This is a genomic window from bacterium endosymbiont of Bathymodiolus sp. 5 South, assembly GCF_900128535.1.
Lineage (GTDB): Bacteria > Pseudomonadota > Gammaproteobacteria > PS1 > Pseudothioglobaceae > Thiodubiliella.
Genome location: NZ_FQTR01000003.1, coordinates 1 through 21,821 on the forward strand (window position 1 = coordinate 1; position 21,821 = coordinate 21,821).

The 21,821-nt window shown below is 35.2% G+C and carries 21 protein-coding genes, 1 tRNA gene and 1 riboswitch; of the genes, 16 read left to right on the plus strand and 6 right to left on the minus strand.

Annotation, left to right across the window (positions count from 1 at the left end):
• The coding region (locus BBROOKSOX_RS00685) for an inverse autotransporter beta domain-containing protein (protein ID WP_139659242.1) at positions 1 to 1,058 on the plus strand (1,058 nt) is incomplete at its 5' end.
• Between the two features lie 59 nt (positions 1,059 to 1,117).
• Here BBROOKSOX_RS00685 and BBROOKSOX_RS11985 read toward each other — a convergent pair.
• Both BBROOKSOX_RS11985 and BBROOKSOX_RS00690 read right to left on the minus strand, forming a co-directional pair.
• Positions 1,118 to 1,252 (minus strand): hypothetical protein, encoded by a 135-nt coding sequence (locus BBROOKSOX_RS11985; protein ID WP_257607710.1) that lies wholly within the window; start codon positions 1,250 to 1,252, stop codon positions 1,118 to 1,120.
• 44 nt (positions 1,253 to 1,296) lie between these two features.
• Positions 1,297 to 3,054, minus strand: coding sequence for a TonB-dependent receptor plug domain-containing protein (locus tag BBROOKSOX_RS00690; RefSeq protein ID WP_180323794.1), 1,758 nt, complete (start codon positions 3,052 to 3,054; stop codon positions 1,297 to 1,299).
• Between the two features lie 17 nt (positions 3,055 to 3,071).
• Positions 3,072 to 3,217, minus strand: a riboswitch (cobalamin riboswitch).
• Positions 3,218 to 3,252: 35 nt separating this feature from the next.
• On the opposite strand from BBROOKSOX_RS00690, the gene serC reads away from it, so the two are divergent.
• From serC to aroA, 10 genes are read left to right on the plus strand one after another with little or no spacing between them, the layout of a single operon-like run.
• Entirely contained in the window at positions 3,253 to 4,332 is a 1,080-nt protein-coding gene (gene serC / locus BBROOKSOX_RS00695; protein ID WP_139659244.1) for a 3-phosphoserine/phosphohydroxythreonine transaminase, read from the plus strand.
• On the plus strand, positions 4,332 to 5,489 hold the full coding sequence (locus tag BBROOKSOX_RS00700; protein WP_139659245.1) for a phosphoglycerate dehydrogenase: 1,158 nt from the start codon (positions 4,332 to 4,334) through the stop codon (positions 5,487 to 5,489). The genes serC and BBROOKSOX_RS00700 overlap by 1 nt, the downstream gene beginning before the upstream one ends.
• Positions 5,490 to 5,497: 8 nt before the next feature.
• Positions 5,498 to 6,574, plus strand: a complete 1,077-nt coding sequence (gene pheA, locus BBROOKSOX_RS00705; RefSeq protein ID WP_139659246.1) for a prephenate dehydratase — start codon at positions 5,498 to 5,500, stop codon at positions 6,572 to 6,574.
• Positions 6,575 to 6,614: 40 nt separating this feature from the next.
• Entirely contained in the window at positions 6,615 to 7,811 is a 1,197-nt protein-coding gene (locus tag BBROOKSOX_RS00710; RefSeq protein ID WP_139659247.1) for a hypothetical protein, read from the plus strand.
• 7 nt (positions 7,812 to 7,818) lie between these two features.
• Positions 7,819 to 8,388, plus strand: a complete 570-nt coding sequence (locus tag BBROOKSOX_RS00715) for a condensin complex protein MksE (protein ID WP_139659248.1) — start codon at positions 7,819 to 7,821, stop codon at positions 8,386 to 8,388.
• Positions 8,372 to 12,070 (plus strand): ATP-binding protein, encoded by a 3,699-nt coding sequence (locus BBROOKSOX_RS00720; protein WP_139659249.1) that lies wholly within the window; start codon positions 8,372 to 8,374, stop codon positions 12,068 to 12,070. Before BBROOKSOX_RS00715 ends, BBROOKSOX_RS00720 begins: the two co-directional genes overlap by 17 nt.
• Positions 12,070 to 12,924, plus strand: a complete 855-nt coding sequence (locus tag BBROOKSOX_RS00725; protein ID WP_139659286.1) for a DUF7281 domain-containing protein — start codon at positions 12,070 to 12,072, stop codon at positions 12,922 to 12,924. The genes BBROOKSOX_RS00720 and BBROOKSOX_RS00725 overlap by 1 nt, the downstream gene beginning before the upstream one ends.
• Positions 12,925 to 12,935: 11 nt before the next feature.
• On the plus strand, positions 12,936 to 14,000 hold the full coding sequence (hisC, locus tag BBROOKSOX_RS00730; RefSeq protein WP_139659287.1) for a histidinol-phosphate transaminase: 1,065 nt from the start codon (positions 12,936 to 12,938) through the stop codon (positions 13,998 to 14,000).
• A complete protein-coding gene (locus BBROOKSOX_RS00735) occupies positions 13,997 to 14,845 on the plus strand; it encodes a prephenate dehydrogenase (protein ID WP_139659250.1) in 849 nt (282 codons plus the stop codon). The genes hisC and BBROOKSOX_RS00735 overlap by 4 nt, the downstream gene beginning before the upstream one ends.
• Positions 14,838 to 16,139: a 3-phosphoshikimate 1-carboxyvinyltransferase gene (gene aroA, locus BBROOKSOX_RS00740; RefSeq protein ID WP_139659251.1), complete on the plus strand. Its 1,302-nt coding sequence runs from the start codon at positions 14,838 to 14,840 to the stop codon at positions 16,137 to 16,139. The genes BBROOKSOX_RS00735 and aroA overlap by 8 nt, the downstream gene beginning before the upstream one ends.
• A 56-nt stretch (positions 16,140 to 16,195) precedes the next feature.
• Here aroA and BBROOKSOX_RS00745 read toward each other — a convergent pair whose 3' ends face one another.
• On the minus strand, positions 16,196 to 16,522 hold the full coding sequence (locus BBROOKSOX_RS00745; RefSeq protein ID WP_139659252.1) for a TusE/DsrC/DsvC family sulfur relay protein: 327 nt from the start codon (positions 16,520 to 16,522) through the stop codon (positions 16,196 to 16,198).
• Positions 16,523 to 16,590: 68 nt separating this feature from the next.
• On the opposite strand from BBROOKSOX_RS00745, the gene lepB reads away from it, so the two are divergent.
• On the plus strand, positions 16,591 to 17,514 hold the full coding sequence (gene lepB, locus BBROOKSOX_RS00750; protein WP_139659253.1) for a signal peptidase I: 924 nt from the start codon (positions 16,591 to 16,593) through the stop codon (positions 17,512 to 17,514).
• Positions 17,515 to 17,557: 43 nt separating this feature from the next.
• Here the strand turns inward: lepB and BBROOKSOX_RS00755 are convergent, their stop codons facing one another.
• From BBROOKSOX_RS00755 to BBROOKSOX_RS00765, 3 genes are read right to left on the minus strand one after another with little or no spacing between them, the layout of a single operon-like run.
• The gene (locus tag BBROOKSOX_RS00755) at positions 17,558 to 18,397 is read right to left on the minus strand and encodes a ParB/RepB/Spo0J family partition protein (protein WP_139659254.1); all 840 of its coding nucleotides are present in this window, start codon (positions 18,395 to 18,397) and stop codon (positions 17,558 to 17,560) included.
• Positions 18,398 to 18,399: 2 nt separating this feature from the next.
• A complete protein-coding gene (locus BBROOKSOX_RS00760) occupies positions 18,400 to 19,173 on the minus strand; it encodes a ParA family protein (protein ID WP_139659255.1) in 774 nt (257 codons plus the stop codon).
• Entirely contained in the window at positions 19,173 to 20,534 is a 1,362-nt protein-coding gene (locus BBROOKSOX_RS00765) for a S41 family peptidase (RefSeq protein WP_139659256.1), read from the minus strand. Before BBROOKSOX_RS00765 ends, BBROOKSOX_RS00760 begins: the two co-directional genes overlap by 1 nt.
• Before the next feature lie 83 nt (positions 20,535 to 20,617).
• Between BBROOKSOX_RS00765 and BBROOKSOX_RS00770 the strand changes: the two genes are divergently transcribed.
• From BBROOKSOX_RS00770 to BBROOKSOX_RS00785, 4 genes are all read left to right on the plus strand, one after another.
• Complete coding sequence (locus BBROOKSOX_RS00770; protein WP_180323795.1) at positions 20,618 to 21,235, plus strand: ABC transporter substrate-binding protein; 618 nt, start codon at positions 20,618 to 20,620, stop codon at positions 21,233 to 21,235.
• 11 nt (positions 21,236 to 21,246) lie between these two features.
• Positions 21,247 to 21,552, plus strand: a complete 306-nt coding sequence (locus BBROOKSOX_RS00775) for an ArsR/SmtB family transcription factor (protein WP_139659258.1) — start codon at positions 21,247 to 21,249, stop codon at positions 21,550 to 21,552.
• Positions 21,553 to 21,589: 37 nt separating this feature from the next.
• Positions 21,590 to 21,730: a hypothetical protein gene (locus tag BBROOKSOX_RS00780; RefSeq protein ID WP_180323796.1), complete on the plus strand. Its 141-nt coding sequence runs from the start codon at positions 21,590 to 21,592 to the stop codon at positions 21,728 to 21,730.
• Positions 21,731 to 21,740: 10 nt separating this feature from the next.
• Positions 21,741 to 21,817 (plus strand) — tRNA-Arg (locus BBROOKSOX_RS00785).
• The last annotated feature ends 4 nt before the right edge of the window (positions 21,818 to 21,821 follow it).

A 21,821-nucleotide genomic window follows, 5' to 3' on the forward strand; every position in this document is an offset into this window, starting at 1 on the left:
GTCGTGCTACGATTAACTTAGGTATTGGTCATCGTCTATTGGTAGAGGACGACATGGCAATTGCCGGTATTAATGTTTTTACTGACTACCAGACCAAGTCCAGTCACAAACGCCTAAGCCTTGGTTTAGAATATCAGCGTGCTAACTTTAGTGCTAATATCAATAAATATCATGCATTTTCAGACAAAAAATTAATCAACGGTTTACAGAAACAGGAAAGAGCCATGTCAGGTTATGATGTCAAGCTCAGCGGTCAAGCCCCTTATCTACCTTGGGCAAAGATCAAAGGCACTTATTATTACTGGGACGCTAAACTGGGTCCAGACATTAAGGGTAATATTTTGGGCGTGGATATTGAGCTTACGCCTTCAGTGAGCTTTGAGTTCGGTCAAGAAAACAACAACACCATGGATGCCAAAAGCTATGGCAAACTCACGGTAAAACTACCACTGGGCAACAAACAAAAATTCACCAACTTTGCGATTGCCAGCAAAGCCTTTAAAGACAGCCACAAAATGGACTTAGGCGCACTTGCTTGGATAGAACGTAGCAATATGATTGAAAATGAAAACGACATACCAGCGTTTACAGGCGGTGTTTTTGATGGGTTAGAATATAAATTGGTCACCTCACCTGTATCACACAGAGTTTGGCTTGATAGAAATCTCGGAGCAAAACAAGTAGCCACTAGCATTAATGACAGTGATGCTTATGGAGATTACTACCAATTTGGTGAAGCTGAATGCCCAACAGGCTTTCGCGTTCCAACTACTATAGAACTCACAGGAGAGACCCTCGAAATCCTTCTCAACAATCCGATTACAAATACTGCTGAAGCCTTCTCTAGCCCCCTTAAGTTGCCAGCTGCTGGTCGTCAAAATTCGGCGTTGTCGTCTAAGGATGACGGCTCTAAGGCTTACTTATGGACTAAGGAGGATAATAACTATTTGATCATCGACTCTAGCAAGACAGAATTCCTCCTCGATACTCAAGGTCTCCGTCTTAGCGTTCGTTGCATAAAAGATGTGGTGGAATATCATTTAAAAGTAAAAAATTGATAAAGACAACTGTAGCAACTGAGCTCATTGCACTTAGTTTGTTATGCTGCACGAAAATCTCAAAACCAACTAGAGTTTGAGCTTGATTTGGCAACATAGGTGAATAATTGAACTGACCAATCTAAGCCTTTAGTGGTGTTGATGCTTAATAAGTCTGTCAAGCGCAAGATTTTTGCCACCGTGTTAAACGACATCAAAAAACGCGATGTTACCACTACTTTATGATAATAGTGTGTGTTTAGAATTGATAATCCAAGCCTATTTCAATTGTTCGGCTTGGTTGGTTGTAACCCTTAGCTATGGTGTAGTTTTTATCAGTCGCGTTTTTAATATTTAATAACACTTTAGCATTATTGTTGATAGCATAACTGCTTGATAAGTTAATTAAAGTGTAGCCATCTAATTCAACACCACCATCCAAACTGGATGATTTTCTAATGACTTGCGCTCTTGCGTTAAATTTAGCATATTGCTTGGTAATTGTTAAGTCGGTGATATTTTTTGGTCTTCTTACAGGTTGTGTATCGCTATTATTAACACTACTTTTAGAATAGGTATGATCAAAGCCGATGTTATATCCAGAGATATTGGCACTTAATGACAGTTCGACACCTTTAGCGCTATATTGATCCTCGTTTGTGTAAGTAGAGTTCGGCCACCCACCTGTATACTTAATTCCATCTTTTTCTTTAGTTCTAAATAATGATAGGCTCACTTCACCCCAAGTGTGATTTTTGTTTAACCCTATATTGATATTTTTTGAAGTTTCTGGTTTTAAATCATTTATTTGAGTGCCAGAGGTTACTTCCTTGAGTGTCGGCGCCTGAAAAGCTGTGTTGTAATTACTCGTTAGTCTAATGCCGTTACCTAATTCCTTACCAAATCCCACATTGTAAACAGTATGGTTGCCAAACTTATTATGTTTGATATAACGAAGTCCTGCATTAATATCTAAGTCGTTAATATTTTTTTGCCAATTTATAAATAAATCTTGACTGGTGTGTTTTAATTTATTTGTTGTGTTCTCACTTTTAACTTGTGATAACCCAACATTGAGTAAAGCGTCATCAATTTTTATATCGTTAAATGCAGTTATAGTGGTTTCTTTGTATTTATCACCAATGGTGGTAGCATTCGTTCCACTATTTCTTTTGCTTTTAGTTTGTACAAGAGATAATTTGAGTTTCCAAGTGTTACTAAATTTATTGTTTGCATTAATAGTTATTTTGTTTAATTTTCTATCGCCTAATTTGTCAGTAGGTGTGCCACCAAAACTATCATATTGTGTTTTATTTCTACTTTTTAAATAACCAATATCAAAGTGCTTATTGCCAGCTTTAATTTGTGTCGTTTGATTGTCAATACTATCTTTTTCACCAGTTGTATCGCCAGTTTGAGCATTAATGCCATCGGTTGTGTATTGGTTGTGGGTGAATCTAACAAAGCCATTTTTACCGCCGTTACTTGCTGATAGTGTGTAAGTTTTAGAATTGTGTGTACCAAATTTAGTGCTTACGGTAGCACTTGCGCCATCTGCACCTTTTTTTGTAGTAATATTAATCACACCTGCAATAGCGGATGAACCATATAGAACAGAACCTGAGTTTTTGATTATTTCTACTTTTTCAATATCGTTAAGTGCAATACTTGTCAACCCGTATTCAACGGCACCATTTAATGAGTCAATGCTATTGATACTAACCCCATCAACCAAAACTAAAGTGTGGTCTGAATCACCACCACGCATAAAGAGCGCAGGGACATTGCCGTACGGGTTATACAAACCAACACTTGGCACCGTTGCTAAGAAATCTAAAAAGGTGTTGGCACCTGTGGCTTTAATATCATCAGCACTAAAGCTAAGAGTTGATGTAATAGAGCCGATCACTGGGCTATCGGTACGGTATTCGGTGTTAAGGTAAATGGGGATAGGGCCTAAAACTGCATTGGCATTGAGACTGGCGATGAGTGTTATTATGAGTAAGATTTTTTGCATGACATTCATCCTTCGTGAGTTTTAAAAAAATTGAATTATGTGTCGGACTGATGTTTTAAAACAAACAAATACCGTTGCGAGGACAGTGCGGGACTTGCACCCGCTTCCATAATGAAACCAAGGCGTATTATAGTCATTAAATAATTCAGTTCTGATAAAATTATGTTTTTGTTTTAATCAATCAGGGAGTGAGTTTAAATGAGTCAAGTTTATAATTTTAGTGCAGGTCCTGCGATGCTGCCAAAGCAGGTGTTACAAGTAATGCAAGATGAGCTTCTAGAATACGGTAGTGCCAAAGCATCGGTAATGGAGATATCTCATCGTGGTGCAGATTTTATGGCATTGGCACAAAAATCTGAACAAGATTTGCGTGATTTAATGAACATTCCTGATAACTATAAAGTTTTGTTTATGCAAGGGGGGGCATCTAGTCAATTTTCCATGGTGCCGATTAATTTATTGCGTGGTAAAACTAAAGCGAATTACGCCCATACTGGGCATTGGTCAAAGAAGGCGATTGCTGAGGCTCAGCGTTATTGTGGTGTGAATATTTGCACGGATAGCTCGGATAATAAATATACCAATATTGCTGATTTTGAGCATTGGCATATTGATGAAGACGGCGCTTATTTACACTACACGCCGAATGAAACCATTGCAGGTTTAGAGTTCGATTACACACCAGAAGCGGGTATGCTATTGGTGGCAGATATGTCATCTAGTATTTTATCGCGTGAGATTGATGTGTCAAAATATGGTGTCATTTATGCAGGTGCACAAAAAAATATCGGTATTGCTGGTTTAACGATTGTGATTGTGCGTGAAGATTTGATGGGTAATGTGGTCAAAAATCAGCCGATTTTATTTGATTATGCAACGCAAGCGAACAATGATTCAATGTACAACACACCATCAACCTACCCTTGGTATGTGGCAAGTCGTGTATTTGAATGGTTAAAGGAGCAAGGTGGTTTGTCTGCGATCGCAAAGATTAACGAGCGTAAGGCAAAGACACTGTATGAGGCGATTGACGGATCTGATTTTTACTCAAATCCTGTGGCAAAAAAATACCGTTCTTGGATGAATGTGCCATTTTTGTTGGCAAATGAAGATTTAAACTCTTTATTCTTAGAAAAGGCAGCCAACAATGGTTTGATTACTTTGAAAGGGCATCGCTCTGTGGGGGGTATGCGTGCGAGTATCTATAATGCTATGCCGCAAAAAGGGGTTGATCAACTGGTTGCATTTATGCAAGATTTTGAGAGAGAAAACGGATAATGAACAAAATACAAACATTAAATAATATCTCGAGCGTTGGTTTAAAGCAGTTGCCAGCAAAGGATTATGAAGTTGCCACTGAAATAACAAACCCTGATGCAATTTTAGTGCGTAGTGCTAGGATGCATGAGTTAGAAATTGGTGACAACCTTAAGGCTGTTGGTCGTGCGGGTGCGGGTGTGAATAATATTCCATTGGACAAAATGAGTGACAAAGGTGTGGTGGTATTTAACGCACCAGGCGCCAATGCAAATGCGGTAAAAGAGTTGGTGATATCTTCAATGTTACTTGCCAGTCGTAATATTTGTCAGGCGTGGGATTATGTGAATAGTTTGCCACTTAGCAATCTAAAAACTGCGGTGGAAGAGGGTAAGAAAAATTATGCAGGCTCAGAATTACCAGGTAAAACACTGGGTATTGTGGGTTTGGGTGCAATTGGTGTGCAGATTGCCAATGCAGCGAGTATGCTGGGTATGAAAGTGATTGGCTTTGATCCGAGTATCACTATTAAGAGTGCTTGGAAGCTCTCAGCCGATGTTGAGCAGGCGCTGAGTGTTGATGAATTATTTTCACAAAGTGATTTTGTGTCTTTTCATGTGCCATTAGTCGAAGGCACTAAGCATTTATTAAACGAACAGCGTATTGCCTTGTTACCAAAAGGTGCAACGGTTTTGAATTTTGCACGAGACGGTATTATTGACGAAGACGCATTAATTAGTGCACTTGAGGCAGGCAAGGTCAAATATTATGTGACGGATTTTCCAATTGATGGTAAAAAAGACCACGATAGAGTGATTGCTTTGCCACATTTAGGGGCATCAACAGCTGAGGCAGAAGACAACTGTGCGATGATGGTTGCAAACCAAGTAAAGGACTATCTTGAAAATGGTAATATTTTAAATTCAGTGAATTTTCCAGAGGCAAAAATGCCGAGAACAGGGGACTCTCGTTTGGCAATTGCGCATCAAAATATTCCGAATATGGTAGGTCAAATCTCAACCATACTGGCTGAGGAGGGTGCGAATATTGTTGATATGTTAAACAAATCAAGAGACGAAGTTGCCTATACTTTAGTTGACATAGAAGGCGGGGTTTCTGATACAGTGGTCAATAATTTAAAACAAGTTGAAGGTATCTTAATGGTAAGGAGTTTGTAAGCGATAAAATGGCTAAAGAATTGGAAAAACTAAGAGTTGAAATTGATGCGTTGGACAAGAAGATTCAGTCATTAATTGGTAGTAGAGCCGAACTTGCATCAGCAGTTGCAGAAGTTAAAAAGACTGCAGAATATAATAGTAGTTTTTACCGCCCAGAGCGTGAAGCGCAAGTGTTGCGCACCATTATTGAGCGCAATGATAACTTGGTTAAGGACAAAGACATGGCGCATATCTTTCGTGAGATTATGTCCGCTTGTCTTGCACTTGAGCAAGGTATCAATGTCGCTTACCTCGGTCCTGAAGGCACTTTTACGCAAGCAGCTGCCCTTAAGCATTTCGGGCATGCGGTATCGACGCTAGATTGTGGTAGTGTTGATGAAATTTTCCATGAAGTAGAAAAAGGCAATGCAAATTATGGCGTTGTGCCAATTGAAAATTCGTCTAATGGTGTGATTGGGGCAACGGTTGATATGCTTTATTCTCAAGATTTAAAGATTTGTGGCGAGGTTGAAGTTTTAATCCATCATCAATTAATGATGGCAGACCAATCTAAGGATATTGCGGTAATTTACGCACATCAGCAAGCACTTGAACAATGCCAACGCTGGTTAAAAAATCATTATCCAAAAGCACAACTGAAGTCTGTGGCTTCAAATGCTCTAGCAGCTCGACTTGTTAAAGACGAGCCAAATGCTGCAGCGATTGCATCAGAAGTAGCACTTGGTTTGTATGGTTTAGAGCGTGTTGCTAAAAACATTGAAGACAAAACTGGCAATGTCACACGCTTTTTGGTGCTTGGCAAAGAAGAAGTTGCACCTTCAGGTAAAGACAAAACCTCTTTATTGGTCGTTGCCAAACACGAAGCAGGGGCATTATTTGATTTGTTATCACCTTTTAAAGATCAAAATATAAATATACTGCAACTTGCACGCCATCCAATGCCAGGTATAAAGTGGGAATACCTATTCCTCATTGATATTGAGGGTCATCAGCAACAGGCGCATGTGCACAGCGCCTTGGTGAAGATTGCCAAAAAAGTGCTGAAGGTAGATATCTTAGGTTCTTATCCTGTCACAGTCCTGTAATTTTGCAATATGTAGTGTTTATGACTTTAAACTATAAATTATGAACACTTTTAATGACATTAAAGAATTAGTGTCAGCTCTAAAGAGGGAAGAAAAATTAATCTCCCAGATGTTTGTAAAAAGAAAATCTCTTAATTACAAGTTGAGTTACGCTTTAGAATTAGTTGATGATGACGAGGATAGAATTAATTTTCTTTTACAAAGGGCTGTTATTAGAGAGAATGGCGGGCTTCTTGAAATTGACGATCAATTTATTGAATTCTTTGAACAAGTACTTGATGTTAATGAAGAAATTAACCTTTCATACATTAATGAAAATATCAAAAGTATTAATGAAAATATAAATTACTATTTCAATGAGAATAATGAAAATAAAAAATACAGCTATCTTAAATTTATAAAAAAGACTTTCAGAAAAATGGGAGTTATTACATTTAGAAGTGTAGTTGATTTAAGACGAAATATAGAAAACACCTTTAAGAATGAATCAAATTACAAAAACAAACATCTGAAATTAAAAAACCTTGATGAGAAAAGAACTATTGTTACCGATTTAATCAAACAAACTTTATTATTAATCAATGATGAGGAGTTAACTTTTTTTAAGACAGCAACAGATGAAGAATTAAATCAAGTCATTGTAGACTTAAAACACAGTTTAAGTGAATGCTCACATAATTTAATTGAAATAGAGAAGCAAATAATTGATTATCTAAATCAAATAAAACATCAAGGAAAGTTTTTAGAAAAACTACGAAGATTAAAATATTTAAAAGATCATTTTCTAATTGAAGGCGAAACAGATATTAAACAAATTCTTACCAAAAAAAATCAAGTAATTTTTGAAGTTCGTGTAGCCGAACCTTTAAATTTATCAATAGATTTTTTATGTGAAAATGAGAATGCTTTTTCGAGTATTAAAAAAATAGCAAAAAAAAATTTAGATCGAATAAACTTTAAGCCATTATTAGCTGAAAGTATTTCTGATGAGCTTTTAGAAAACAGTGTTGAAGAAGAGACAATGATAAATTTAGAGGAAGTTAAGAATCGTTTTATTGCAACAAGCGACAATTTATTCAATTTTATTGTTCGCTATGATTTCTTAAAAGAGGTTGATTTTAACGAGCGGGTAACCATATACTGTCAAGTAGCCTCCCAATACGAATCAGAATTGAACATTGAAAATGAATTTCAAATTGATAATGACATTGAATACACCTTAATTTATCCAAAATAGAATTTTTATGACAAAATATACATCCGACATATTTAAGGTATTGCGTAGAGGGCAATTTATATGTTCTAATAGTCCAGATGATGACATACAAACGCTTTACAAAATTCTGGAAGATGAAGATAATTTTGAAGATTTATACGATTATTTTTATCAAATTGACTATATTTTAGAGCAAGGAGATGAGTTTTTCTATTTTAGTCGTAATGAAAAGAATGCTGATTTAGAAAGAAAAATTGAAAAAGCATTTGGCTGGATTAATACTTTAGATTTTTTTAAAACTTTTGACTCTTCTTTTGATGTTGGCTTTAGGTTTACTCCTTCTGAAATAGTCAATCAACTCAAAAACAATGCGGATTTAAAAACCAAATTAGATAACCTTAAAAAAATAAGTACGGATAAAAAAAGTTATTTAGATCAAATAAAAAAACTAATTGAAAAACTGGAAAAAGACAACTATATAACATTAGAAAATGAAATATCTGAAACATACAAAGTGCTTACTTCTTTTAACTATTTAAAAGACCTTGTAAACACTATTAACATACCTGAGATAATTGCAAATGAGATACCTGAATAAAATAGTCTTTATAAATAGTGCATCTGTAAAATACGCAGAGATTGGATTAGATGGAAATGTGCATCTAATTGGAACGCAAGGTGTAGGAAAAAGTACATTACTTAGAGCGATATTATTTTTTTATAATGCGAATAAATCTAAATTAGGTATTTCAAGAGAGAAAAAACGTTTTGATGAATATTATTTTGAATATCAAAACTCATACATCATTTATGAAATCGTGAAAGATAATATTCCATTTTGTGTTTTGGCTTACAAGGTAAATGGAAAGGCTGCTTTCAGATTTTTTAATTCTGAATACCAAAAAAAATTCTTTATTGATGAAAATAGCAGGGCTTTCGAAAATTGGGAAAAGACTCGTGACGCCTTGGGTAAAGCTATTTACTATACAAAAATAATATCAAACTACGAAGAATATAGAAAGATTATTTATGGTGATAATAAAGGGCTGAAATCTGAATTTCGTAAATACGCTTTGATTGAAAGCAAACAATACCAAAACATACCAAGAACAATTCAAAATGTATTGTTAAATTCAAATTTAGAGGCTAAGTTTATAAAAGATACTATTATAAATTCTATTAGTGAAGATGAATTTACAATAGATGTGTCTAATTATTCAAAGAACCATCTTAGGGATTTTGAAACACAAATAAAGGATATTAGAATTTGGTTTAAGAAAAACAAAAAAGGTGAAATAGTTGTAAGAAATCAAGCAGATAAAATTATTGATAATTATAGAATACTGAATTTCTTAAAAAAAGAAAAGAAAGGGTTGGCTATTAATTTATCCAGCAGAATAAATTATATAGAAAGAGAAAAGTCTCAATTATCTACAAATCACTCTATTGAAAACAGCAAGTTAGAAGAGTTATTTCAAAAGAAAGAAAACCTAAAGGGAATCCATTTAAAAAGAGAGCAAAAGCTTATTTCCAAGATAGATTATATTAACAAGAAACTGACGGAAGCAGAAAACAAGCAAACTGAATTTGAGAGTCAAAACATAAAACTATTAATTGAAAAAGTTGCTAAAAAAGAAAGCTTAATAAATAAACAATCAGCCAAAATAGATGAGAAAAATCTTCTCACTTCGCAGTTTGCTGAAATTAGCCAAAAATATAAGGCTCTAATAACACAAACTAAAAACCAAGAGAAAGAATTCGCTAATGAAAGAAATGCAGAAATCAATCGTTATGAAAGTGAATTTGGAGACAGGAAATCTGAGATTTTTGAAAGCTACAATAAGTCAATACAAGAAATTAGGAAGGCAAATCAAGAGCTAGAAGAAAAGGCAAATAATGAAATTGATTCCTTTATTGACAAAGAAAATAGCTTTAAAAGAGATAAGGCTGAATTGAAACATAAAACATTTTACGATGCTGAGATAAAGGGTTGTGAAGATGAAAAAACGCAACTCAATAGTAAAATACAAAAATCAAATACCTTAATTCTCAATTCAAATAACGAAAAAAAATTTTTAGGTAAAAAATTGGAATTTGAAGAAAAAGAAATTGTAGATAATGCTGAATCAAAAGTTGAAAATGAGCAAATAAATCAAAAAAAGCATTCAACTGAGATAGGGGATATTGAAACAAAAATTAGACAAAGCAAGTCTTCTCTTTATGGTTGGTTAAATGACAATGTTCCTAATTGGGAAGGTACAATAGGAAAAGTAATTGATGAAAAGTATGTATTGTTTAATACCGAATTAAGTCCAAAACTTATAGATAACAATACAGCTTCAATTTTCGGTTTAGAAATAAATTTAAATGCCTTAGATAACCGTATTAAAACTGTTAAAGAATATAACCAAGAAATTGAACTGTTAAAAGCTAAAGTAACTGAAATTCAGAAGTCAATCGCACTAATTAATGGCTCTAAAGAGAGCAGTTTGAAAAATCTAAATGTAAAATTTAGAAAAAAACTAAACACTCTAAAAGAAGTTATTTCTACAAATGAATATGTCGTATCTCAAAGTGAACAACATTTAAAAAATAATAAAATCAAATTAGATGAGTGGATATTAAAGTCAACATCTGAAAAAGCAGTTGTTTTAAGTAAAATTGAAGAAGATTTAGAGGGTCTTTCAATTCAAAAAGCCAAAGCTAAAGAGAATTTAGAAAACATTATAAAGGGGGGTGATCGTGAAATAAGCAAAAAAGAGAAAGAAAAGGCAGTAGAAATAAATAATGTTGAGCTTGCAAAAGATGAAGCCATCAAGACTATTAGCGCCTCAACAACTGAAAATAAAGTTAATGCAGATAAGCGTATAAAAGAATTGAAAAATCAGCAAGATTTGGAGTTAAACAATAAAGGAGTAGATACAGAAAGATTAAAAATTATTGAAGATTGTTTAACTGAAATTACTGAAGATTTATCTTTTATAAGGAGTAATGAGCGGACAGTTTTTGATTACGAAAAAGATAAAAGAGAGCTTTTTGATAAAGTACCCGAATTGAGAGCTGATAAAACTACAAACAGGAAAAAGCAAAATACTCTAAAAAAAGAACAAAGAATAGAGCAAGAAAAATTTGATAAAAAATACAATCAACAAGATGATATTGTTCAAGCAATACAAACTAAAATTGATGAATTCAATAAAGATGTAGAAACATTTAATCAATTTAAAACATCTGATACTTTTTTGTCTATCCAAAATGACTTTTTAAATAAAATTAATGAAAATAATCGTTCTAAAGCTGCTATTTTAATTATTGAAGAGCTAAATGATAGACATTATAAGAGTATTAACAAGTTTAACGACTTACAACAATCTGTTAATTCTTTTATTAGTAATTTCAATGAACAGAATATTTTCAGATTTAAAGTTAAATTAAACAAGGATTCTGATTTTATAAATTTTGCCATTGACCTTAAAGAATTTATTGAAGAAGGCAAAATCAATCAATTCGAAAAAAGAGTAAACGAACGATTTTCACATATTATTCAGCAAATTGGAAATGAAACAACCGACCTTATTTCTAAAGAAGCTGAAATTGAAAAAATAATCAAAAAAATTAATAATGACTTCATAAGCAAAAACTTTGTAGAAGCCATTAAAGAGATGGAAATGAGAACTCAAAAAAGTTCAAATCCAGTTGTAAAACTGTTAATTAAAATTAAAGAGTTTAACGATGAAAATAGTTTGATATTGGGTGAGAATAATCTTTTCACATCACCAGAGACAGAAAATAAAAATCATAAGGCGGTTGAATTATTAAAACAATTGGTTAAAGAATTAGAGAAGTATAAAAATTCAGTTCTTACACTGTCAGAATCATTTGATTTACAATTTAGAATTGTTGAAAATGATAATGACTCTGGCTGGGTAGAAAAATTATCTAATGTTGGAAGTGAGGGCACTGATGTCCTAGTGAAAGCAATGATTAATATTCTACTTTTAAATGTGTTTAAAGATAATGCCTCTAAGAAATTTAAAGATTTTAAACTGCATTGCATGATGGATGAAATTGGTCGTTTACACCCAAACAATATAAAAGGAATTTTAAGATTTGCAAACGATAGAAATATACTCCTTATTAACGGCTCACCAACAAGTCAAAATGCTATAGATTATCGCTATACTTACAAATTATCTAAGGAACAATCAAAAACAGATAATAAAAAGTATATAACAAGAATTAAACGTTTAGTAAAAGTAAATACCAGGGTTTTTAATTGATGCGACTAACTCTTAAAATAGGAAAAGTTCTAATTAAATTATTGAGTGGATATACTGTAACTTTTAGCTCTGCTAAGAGTGCGTTAATTAACGAATTGATCTCTGAAAATATTTTATGTCAAAAAGGAAAACATCATAAATCTATACAACTTAGAGATAAAGAGGCGTTAAAGATTTATCTTTCAAATCAATTGCAAATTAATGATTTAGAGGGCTATATTCATGCATTAGAAAACAAAGATGCAAGTCGTTCTGAATTCGTAAAAATTGCAAGAGACTCAAAAAAATCAAAAGAAAGGGCTTTTAAGGGTTTTTTAGTAAATAGTTATAGTCCCATTAAAGCGGAATTAAACAGTCAAAAACTAGTCATCAACCCAGTAGAAGGAAGTTTTATTTTTTTTTATGATTTTGATACCTTTAAAATAAGTAAAGATATTACTATTGTTGGTGTCGAAAATTCAAGAAATTTTAGACATATTGAGGAGCAAAAATATTTGTTTAAAGACATAAGCCCACTTTTTATATCTCGCTATCCTCAAAATCAAAACAAAGATTTTATTAAGTGGATGAAATCAGTTCCAAATGATTATATTCATTTTGGTGATTTTGATATTTCAGGTATTGGGATTTATTTAAATGAATATAAAAAACATTTATTTAGTAAAGCGAAATTTTTTATTCCTAAAGGCATTGAATATACAATTAAAAACAATGGAAGCAGAGAGAGATATGATAATCAAAAAGCTAATTTTGATAAAAATAAAATAAAAGAGAGGCAATTGCTAGCGCTTGTTAATATAATTAACACAGAAAAGAAAGGTTTAGACCAAGAGTATTATATTGAAAATTTATGAAAAAAAATAGCATGCATATTTGTGAGTCTATACTTTCCCTGAAGGTATATCAGGGAGGTAAACCTATTAGCGAGCTACAACGCGAGTTGGGCTTGGATGAAGTTGTGAAACTCGCCAGTAATGAAAATCCCTTGCCTGTTAGTAATAAAGTGCGCATGGCAATTGAGCAAGCCATCACTGAAGTAGGGCGCTATCCTGATGGCAATGGCTTTGAACTCAAGCAATCAATAGCTAAGTATTTGTCGATATCTAGCGAGCACATTACATTGGGCAATGGTTCTAACGATATTTTGGAGTTATTGGCTAGAATAAGTCTGTGTCATGCGAGTGATGAGGTGATTTTTTCGCAATATGCTTTTGTGGTTTACCCTTTGGTTACTAAAGCATTGGGTGCTAAAGCAGTCATCACTCCTGCAAATGACTTTGGTCATGACTTGGATGCGATGCTCTTGGCGATTACCAATAAGACTAAACTAATTTTTATTGCCAATCCTAATAATCCGACGGGTACCTTATTGGAAGACGCCGCGGTTTATGCATTTTTGTCAAAAGTGCCAGGTTCAGTCATGGTGGTATTAGACCAAGCGTATGTTGAGTATTTAGATATTAATGATATTACTATTGGCTGGCTGCAAGCGTTTGATAATTTAGTGATTACGCGTACTTTTTCTAAGGCGTATGGCTTGGCAGCTTTGCGGGTGGGGTATTCCCTTTCAAGTGGCGAGATTGCTGATTATTTAAATCGCATTCGTCAGCCTTTTAATGTTAATCAGATTGCACAAAGTGCAGCAATTGCTGCTTTGGCAGATGAAAATTTTTTGCAAGAATCTATTGTCTCTAATAGGCAAGGACTGTTGCAACTTAGCAATGAATTTGAGGCGTTAGGTTTATCCTATATTCCATCATCAGCAAACTTTATTGCTGTGAAAGTGGATAAGCCAAATATGGTTTATCAAGCTTTATTGAAAAAAGGCTTTATTGTGCGTCCTGTGGAAATGGAAGGTTATTTAAGAGTTTCTGTTGGCACAAAAAACGAGAATAAAAAATTCCTTATTGCGTTAAAATCTATCTTATGAATAAGATTTGTATCATCGGTGTTGGATTGATTGGTGGCTCATTTGCCTTAGGCCTAAAAAACACACGAAAAATTGAAATTGCCGGCTTTGGCAGAAATGAGGCGCATTTACAACAAGCGCAAAAACTGGGTGCAATTGATACCTATAGTTTGGATATTGCACGGGCATTATCTGGGGCAGAATTGGTGCTCATTGCGACACCAGTCAACAGTTTTAAAAATATTCTTGAACTTATTAAGCCACACATTAATGATCGTATTATTATCTGTGATGTTGGCAGCACCAAAGGCAGCGTGATTGCGATTGCTAAAGAAGTATTTGGCGCCATGCCACCTAGGTTTATTCCAGCACACCCCATTGCGGGTAAAGAGCAAAATGGTGTAGTGGCAGCAGAGGGCAGTTTGTTTAACAATAAACGCGTTATTCTCACACCAACGGATAATGCCGACACACAAGCAATTGAGTATGTGAGTGAATGTTGGCAAGCGCTGGGTGCAAAGGTGGAGATTATGAATGACAAAATACACGATGATTTATTGGCAATGACCTCGCATTTACCACATATGTTGGCATTTTCATTGATGGATTATTTAATTCAGAGTCATTCAAATGCGCTTGATTATGCTGCAGGTGGGTTTAAAGATTTCTCTCGTATTGCCTCAAGCGATGCGACAATGTGGCGTGATATTTGTATCAACAACCCTAATGAAATTGTTAAGCATATTGCAGGCTTTCAACAAAGCCTAGATAAACTCTCAAATTTGATTAAAGAGGGCAAAGCAAAAGAGATAAAGCAATTGTTTATTAATGCTAAAACTGCAAGGGATGATTGGTTAAATGAGTAAATTTATCATTCAACCTGCCAAGAAATTATTAGGCAAGCTCAAAGTACCAGGGGATAAGTCTATCTCACATCGTAGTATTATGCTTGGCTCATTGGCAAAGGGTATAACAGAAGTCAGTGGTTTCCTACAAGGAGAAGACGCCCTAGCCACGCTTAAGGCTTTTCAAAAAATGGGTGTCAAGATTGAACGAGACGTCGACAAAGTAGTGATTCATGGTGTTGGGCTACATGGACTTAAGCAGCCTGATTCAGCGCTTGATTTGGGCAATTCTGGTACTTCTATGCGCCTGATGTCAGGTATTTTAGCGGCTCAAAATTTTGACGCTGAGTTGGTAGGGGATGAATCCTTATCCAGGCGTCCGATGGGCAGGGTGATTGATCCATTAACAAAAATGGGTGCAGTGATTGAAAGTAATAACGGTAAACCTCCATTAAAGATTAAAGGTGCGCAGTTGCTTAAAGGTATTGATTACGATTTGCCAGTAGCATCAGCACAGGTAAAATCTTGCGTATTGTTGGCTGGTTTATATGCACAGGGCAAGACTTGTGTGAGTGAGCCAGAAACCACGCGTGACCATACTGAACGAATGCTTAAAGGTTTGGGGTATGCTGTAAAGGTAGAGGGTCATAAAATGTGCCTAAGTGGCGGTGGAGCGTTAACTGCGACGAAAATCCAAGTACCCAGTGATATATCTTCCGCTACATTTTTTATGGTGGCAGCTGCTATTGCCCCACAATCAGACCTCACACTAGAAGGTGTTAATATTAATCCAACACGCATAGGTGTGATCGATATTTTGCAGTTAATGGGTGCCAGTCTTAGTTTGTCAAATAAACGAGAAATTGGCGGTGAATTGTTGGCTGATATCCGCGTTCAATCATCACAGTTAAAAGGCATTCATATTCCAGTAGAATTAGTACCTCTTGCTATTGATGAATTTCCAGCGATATTTATTGCAGCAAGCTGTGCACAGGGTGAGACGGTTTTAACGGGTGCAAAAGAATTACGAGTGAAAGAGAGCGACCGTATTCAAGTCATGGCAGATGGTTTGGATATGCTTGGTATTGAAAATGAAGTGTTAGAAGAGGGTATTAAAATTCAAGGCGGTACTTTTCAGCAACCAAAGGGTATGATTGAATCACACCACGACCACCGTATTTCAATGTCTTTTGCTGTAGCATCACTTAGATGTGAGCATGCCATTGAAATCAACGATGTGGACAATGTCAAAACCTCATTTCCAAATTTTGTTGAATTGGCAAATTCTATCGGTATGAATATTGTAGAAATTTAAAATGATAAATAATAAAAAAGCGCTCAATGAGCGCTTTTTTATTGAAAATTTTAAATTTAGTAGCCGCCTTTGCGCTTAGTTTCAGGTAGCCCTGCAATTTTCCCTGCTTGTTTAGCGGGGCCTTTTGGGAAGAGTGTGTAAAGTTCTTTGGTGGTTAGTTTACCTTCCCAGTCGCCTTTCAAACCTTTAACCATATTGCGCTCATTAGGCTGGTTGGCGTTGTTATTAATGTATTCATCACGCAAGAAGTTGATGAGTTTAAGACTTTCATCTGTTAAATTAACCCCTTCTTCTTCTGCAAGTTCTGCAGCGATACTCTCGTCCCATTGGTTGAGGTCAACTAAGTAACCATGTCCGTCTCTTTCTAAATCTGCTAATGCCATCTTGTTCTCCAAAACAATAAAAGAAATTATTATATAATAAACAACTTTATCTTTTCCTTATTTTTTATATGACTATTGAAAACGCATCATCATTCCTTGCTTGGGATGTTTCTTCTTACTTAGCAGTATTTCTGGTTTTGGCATTTATTATCGTGCTTGCTGATCATTTTTTTATGGGCGAGGCAGAGGCAGAAGTGAACACACACTCAGAGAAAAAATCTTTGCTGAGTAAATGGCTGTACTTTGCCTGTTTTTTGAAGTTTAATAAAGCAGAAAAATATGCGCATCGCTCTAAAATTGTGCAATTAGCAGCAGAGTTTTATCCGGTATTGTTGCTGGTTTTTTTACTGAGAGGTTTTATAGTAGAGCCTTTTAGGATCCCGTCTAACTCAATGATGCCAACATTTCTAACTTATGATTTTTTATTAGTGGATAAAATTTCTTATGGCATTCACTTGCCAGTGTTAAACACTGAGTTGGTGGATATTGGTGACCCACAGCGTGGTGATGTCGTGGTGTTTAGGTACCCTAATTATGAGCGGGGTAAAGCTTACAAAGGTGCAGATTTTATCAAGCGTGTGATTGGACTCCCAGGTGATAGGATTGAATACATTAAAGACAGACTTACGGTAAATGGCAGAGTGATTGAACGCCAAAAAATCGGCACCTATACAGGGTTTGAGAAAGGTATTGAAATGACGGGACATGGGCGTTATCGTGAGTTGCTAGATAACAATCCACACGATATTTTGTTACGGCCTTATGTTAGTTCTCGTAGTGTGAGAATCACTGTCCCTGAAGGGCATTATTTTGTTATGGGTGATAACCGAAATCACAGTAGTGACAGTCGCTTCTGGGGTTTTGTCCCTGAGGAGTATATTATCGGTAGAGCCTTTTATATTTGGGCACATGGTGATATTGGTGGGTTATTTTCCAATCCTATCAAAGCATTGAAAACTTTCACCTTTAGCCGTAATGGCGTCATTGATTAAAAGCGCTTAGCTGTATTGCTCTTGCTAGAAAGGAAATAAAAAATTATTTGATATGGTTTAGGATATTATTAAGTTCATCTTCAGATTGATAATGAATAATAATTCTACCTTTGTTATCATTGTCTTTAATCTCAGTTTTTGAGTTAAGTTTTTTGCTTAAAGAATCCATATGTATTTTAATATGAGGTTCAATTGTATTAGATATAGCCGGCTTTGGATTTAGCACTCTTTTAACCAATTCTTCCGTTTGGCGCACAGACAAAGATTTTTGCACGACCTGATTGCCAACTTCAAACTGTTGCTCATTGCTCAAGGGTAGCAAGGCACGCCCATGGCCCATTTCTATATCGCCATTACTGAGTAATTGCTTGGCATTATCGCCCAGTTGCAATAGGCGGATTAAATTACTAACGCTAGAACGAGAACGACCGACCACATGTGAGATTTCCTCATGTGTCATTTTAAAATCTTCAATTAACTGGCGTAGTGCTTTGGCTTCTTCAAGTGGCGTTAGTGCCTCACGCTGGATATTTTCAATCAGACCAATGGCTAAGGCAACTTGGTCGTTAATTTCACGAACAATGACTGGGACTGTTGTTAGTCCAGCAATCTTAGCGGCGCGCCAGCGTCGTTCTCCAGCGATGATTTCATATTTATCGTAGGTAATTTTGCGAGCAACTAGCGGCTGAATAATACCTTGCGCTGAGATTGAGTTAGCAAGTTCGTTTAGCGTATCAGGGTTAATATCATCTCTGGGCTGGAATTGACCACGCTGCAACTCATTAACGCCTAAGATTTTGAGGTTGTTATCGGATTTTTCGTTGCTGGATGCTTGTCCTAGTAAGATATCTAATCCACGACCTAATTTTGAAGAGTTTGCCATACTTAATTTAACATTTTTTGTTTTCCAACAATCTCACTTGCCAGTGAAACATAGGAAATTGCACCTTTGGAGGATCTTGCGTAATTAATTGCCGCTTGACCGAAACTTGGTGCTTCTGCTAATTTTATATTTCTAGGGATAATGGTTTTAAATACTTTTTTTGAAAAGTATTGTTGTAGTTGTACTGAAACTTCATTTGACAGTCTATTGCGTGTGTCATACATAGTTCTTATTAAGCCGGTGATTTCTAAATCAGGGTTGGTGGTTGCCTGAATTCTTTCAATCGTTTGTATGAGTGCACTAAGACCTTCTAATGCATAATACTCGCATTGCATTGGAATAAGAATACCATCAGATGCAGTAAATGCATTAATAGTCAGCATATTTAGTGAAGGCGGACAGTCAATAATAATGTAATCGTATTTGTTGCTAACTTTGGCAAGCGCTTCTTTTAATAGATATTCTGAGTTGCCGTTTCTTATTAAGGCAATTTCAGCGGCGATTAAATCGGTATTGGAAGGAATAACATCAATTTTTACTTTGTCTGAATGCATAATAGCATCTTCAATGCTACATTCGCCTAATAATAATTCGCAAGTGGATTTTTTTAAGTCGTGTTTATTGATGCCGCAACCCATTGTCGCATTGCCTTGTGGGTCAATATCAACCATTAATACACGCTTCCTGATAGCTCGAAGTGCAGCACTTAGATTGACTGCGGTCGTCGTCTTGCCAACGCCCCCTTTTTGATTTGCAACTGAAAAAACGACGGACATTACTTTTGTAATACTGTCAGCGCTTTAAGTAAGTTGCGTGCTTCATGCACAAAATAATCTTTTTCAAGTCTTTCAAGTACCTTTTTATCTGTCTCTGTTTTCTTCTTATCTTGTGCATCTAAGATTTCTTTAGAAGACAATTTAGAAGGATCTTCCACTTCCAAATGACCATCCAAATCACTTTCTTTGGTGTTGGTGATTTCGTCTTTCTTTTCATCCTCTAGACTGATATTTTTCAGTTCAACATCAGGCACAATACCTTTAGCTTGAATAGAGCGCCCGTTTGGCGTGTAGTATCTTGCAGTGGTGATTTTAAGTCCGTAACCACCTTCAAGCTCAAGAATAGTTTGCACTGAGCCTTTACCGAATGAAGTCTTACCCATGATGATTGCGCGTTTATGGTCTTGCAATGCACCTGAAACAATCTCTGAGGCTGAAGCAGAGCCTTCATTAATTAAGACTACCATTGGTGCACCATTTAATACATCGCCTGGGTCGGCGCTAAATTTAATGTTGTTGTTTTTAAGTCTACTCTTGGTATAAACAATCAAGCCAGCATCATCAAGGAATAGATTAGAAATATCAACTGCACCATCTAAAATACCCCCTGGGTTGTTTCTTAAATCAAGAATGAGCGATTTTAAATCACCTTTGTTTTCATCAACTAGGCGCTTAAGGGTTTCTTGTAATAAATTAGCGCTTGGTTTTTGAAAACTGGAAACACGAACATAACCAATGCCATCTTTAAGTAAGTAGCCTTTGACTGAGATAATGGTGATAATTTCGCGAGTAATTTTTACCACGAATGGCTTGGTATTTTTACGCACAATCGTAACTTTAATATCGCTACCTGGCTTACCACGCATCAATTTAACGCCATCCTCTAACGACATACCGTTGACAGGTTTGTTACCAATTTTAACAATCTTATCACCCGCTTGAATGCCAGCTTTATAAGCAGGAGTGTCATCAATCGGTGAGATGACTTGAATAAGATTGTCTTTTTTGTTGATGACGATACCCAATCCGCCAAACTTACCCGATGCACTTTCTAATAAAGACTTTTGCGCTTTTGGCTCTAAATAAGTCGAGTGTGGGTCTAAGCCACTCACCATACCTTTGATGGCGTTGGTGAATAGTTTTTTATTGTCAACATCTTCCACATACAGTCTTTTAATCTGACTGTAAACTTGGGTAAATGCTTCAAGATCACTGAAAAATGCTTCTAACTTTTGTTTTTCTGTGGTAGTTAGTTTTTTACTTTCCGCGTTTTTTTCTGTGGCATTACAGGCGCTAAGTACAAAAAAAGTACAAAAAATTATTAGAGATAACGGGTGTTTTAAGGGATTCAAGAAAATCATAATATAATTATTCGTTTAATAAAGGATATAATAACAAGGTTGTGAATTTTACTTGTTTTATTTGTTAGATAATGGAGAAAAATATGAAAAAATTAAATATAATTCTATTGGTATTTAGTATGTTGGTGTCATCGCTTGTGTTTGCCTATGAGAATCCCTCTTTTTATGAAGCGGCAACAAACGAAACGCCAATACTAAAAGATAGCCCTGTTAAAGCGATACAAACAACTATCATTAAACTCAATCAATTAACCAATGTAGCTACTTACTCGCCACAAATGATGGGTTTCCTTGTTAATCGGGAAATTACACCGTTATTTGATTTTGAGTATATTGCTGATGAAGTCTTGTCAGCGAGCCATGTAAATCTAAATAACGAAGAAGTTGAATATTTTGCTAATTCATTGAGGCAAAATGTTATCAACACCTTGTTAACGAAATTAGCACAAGGTCGTTCAAGTTCGCTTGATTTTGTTTATGCAAGACCAATGGATGGTAATATGATTGTTGTTAGATTAAACGCCAAGGGTTATTCTAGATACGGTTTTAATGTTGATTTGTCCTTCCACAAAAGCAAATCAGGTAAATGGCAGATTTTTGATGTGGCACTTGGGCACGACAATTTGATTAATTACTATCAAAGAATGGTATTGATTAAAGTAAGAAGATATGGCGTGTATGGTATGTTAGGTAGAATTTAAAAAACAAAATTATGATGAAATTATTAGAAAAAGATGAAGATATTAATAAGGCAACCAAAGCGCTAAAAGCGATGGCACACCCCCTGCGTTTAAAGATTTTATGTGTATTGAAGAGTGATGAATTACCAGTGTTAGAAATTGTAGAGCAAGTTGGCTCTTCTCAGTCTAACATTTCTCAGCATATTGATATCCTGAGAACCAAAGGTATTATTGAATCACGGCGTGATGGTAATAAGATTTTATGCAAAGTAAAAGATGAGAAAATTTTGAAATTAGTTGCCAATATGCAAGCGGTTTTTTGTTCTAAAAACGACTAATTTAAACACTTTTGTATACTGAGACCTTTGCATAAATATGAATAATCATCAAAATGCCATTTTTCACCAACTTGACAATTTTATGAACTTTGCTATGACTGTATTTCATAAAATCACCAAGTCGGCAAAACTTGTCATTTTGCTAATCATCCCTACTTATGCAAAAGTCTCATACTAATACTAATTATGCGCTCGTAGCTCAATTGGATAGAGTCTTGGCCTCCGAAGCCAAATGTTGGGTGTTCAAATCACCTCGAGCGCACCATACT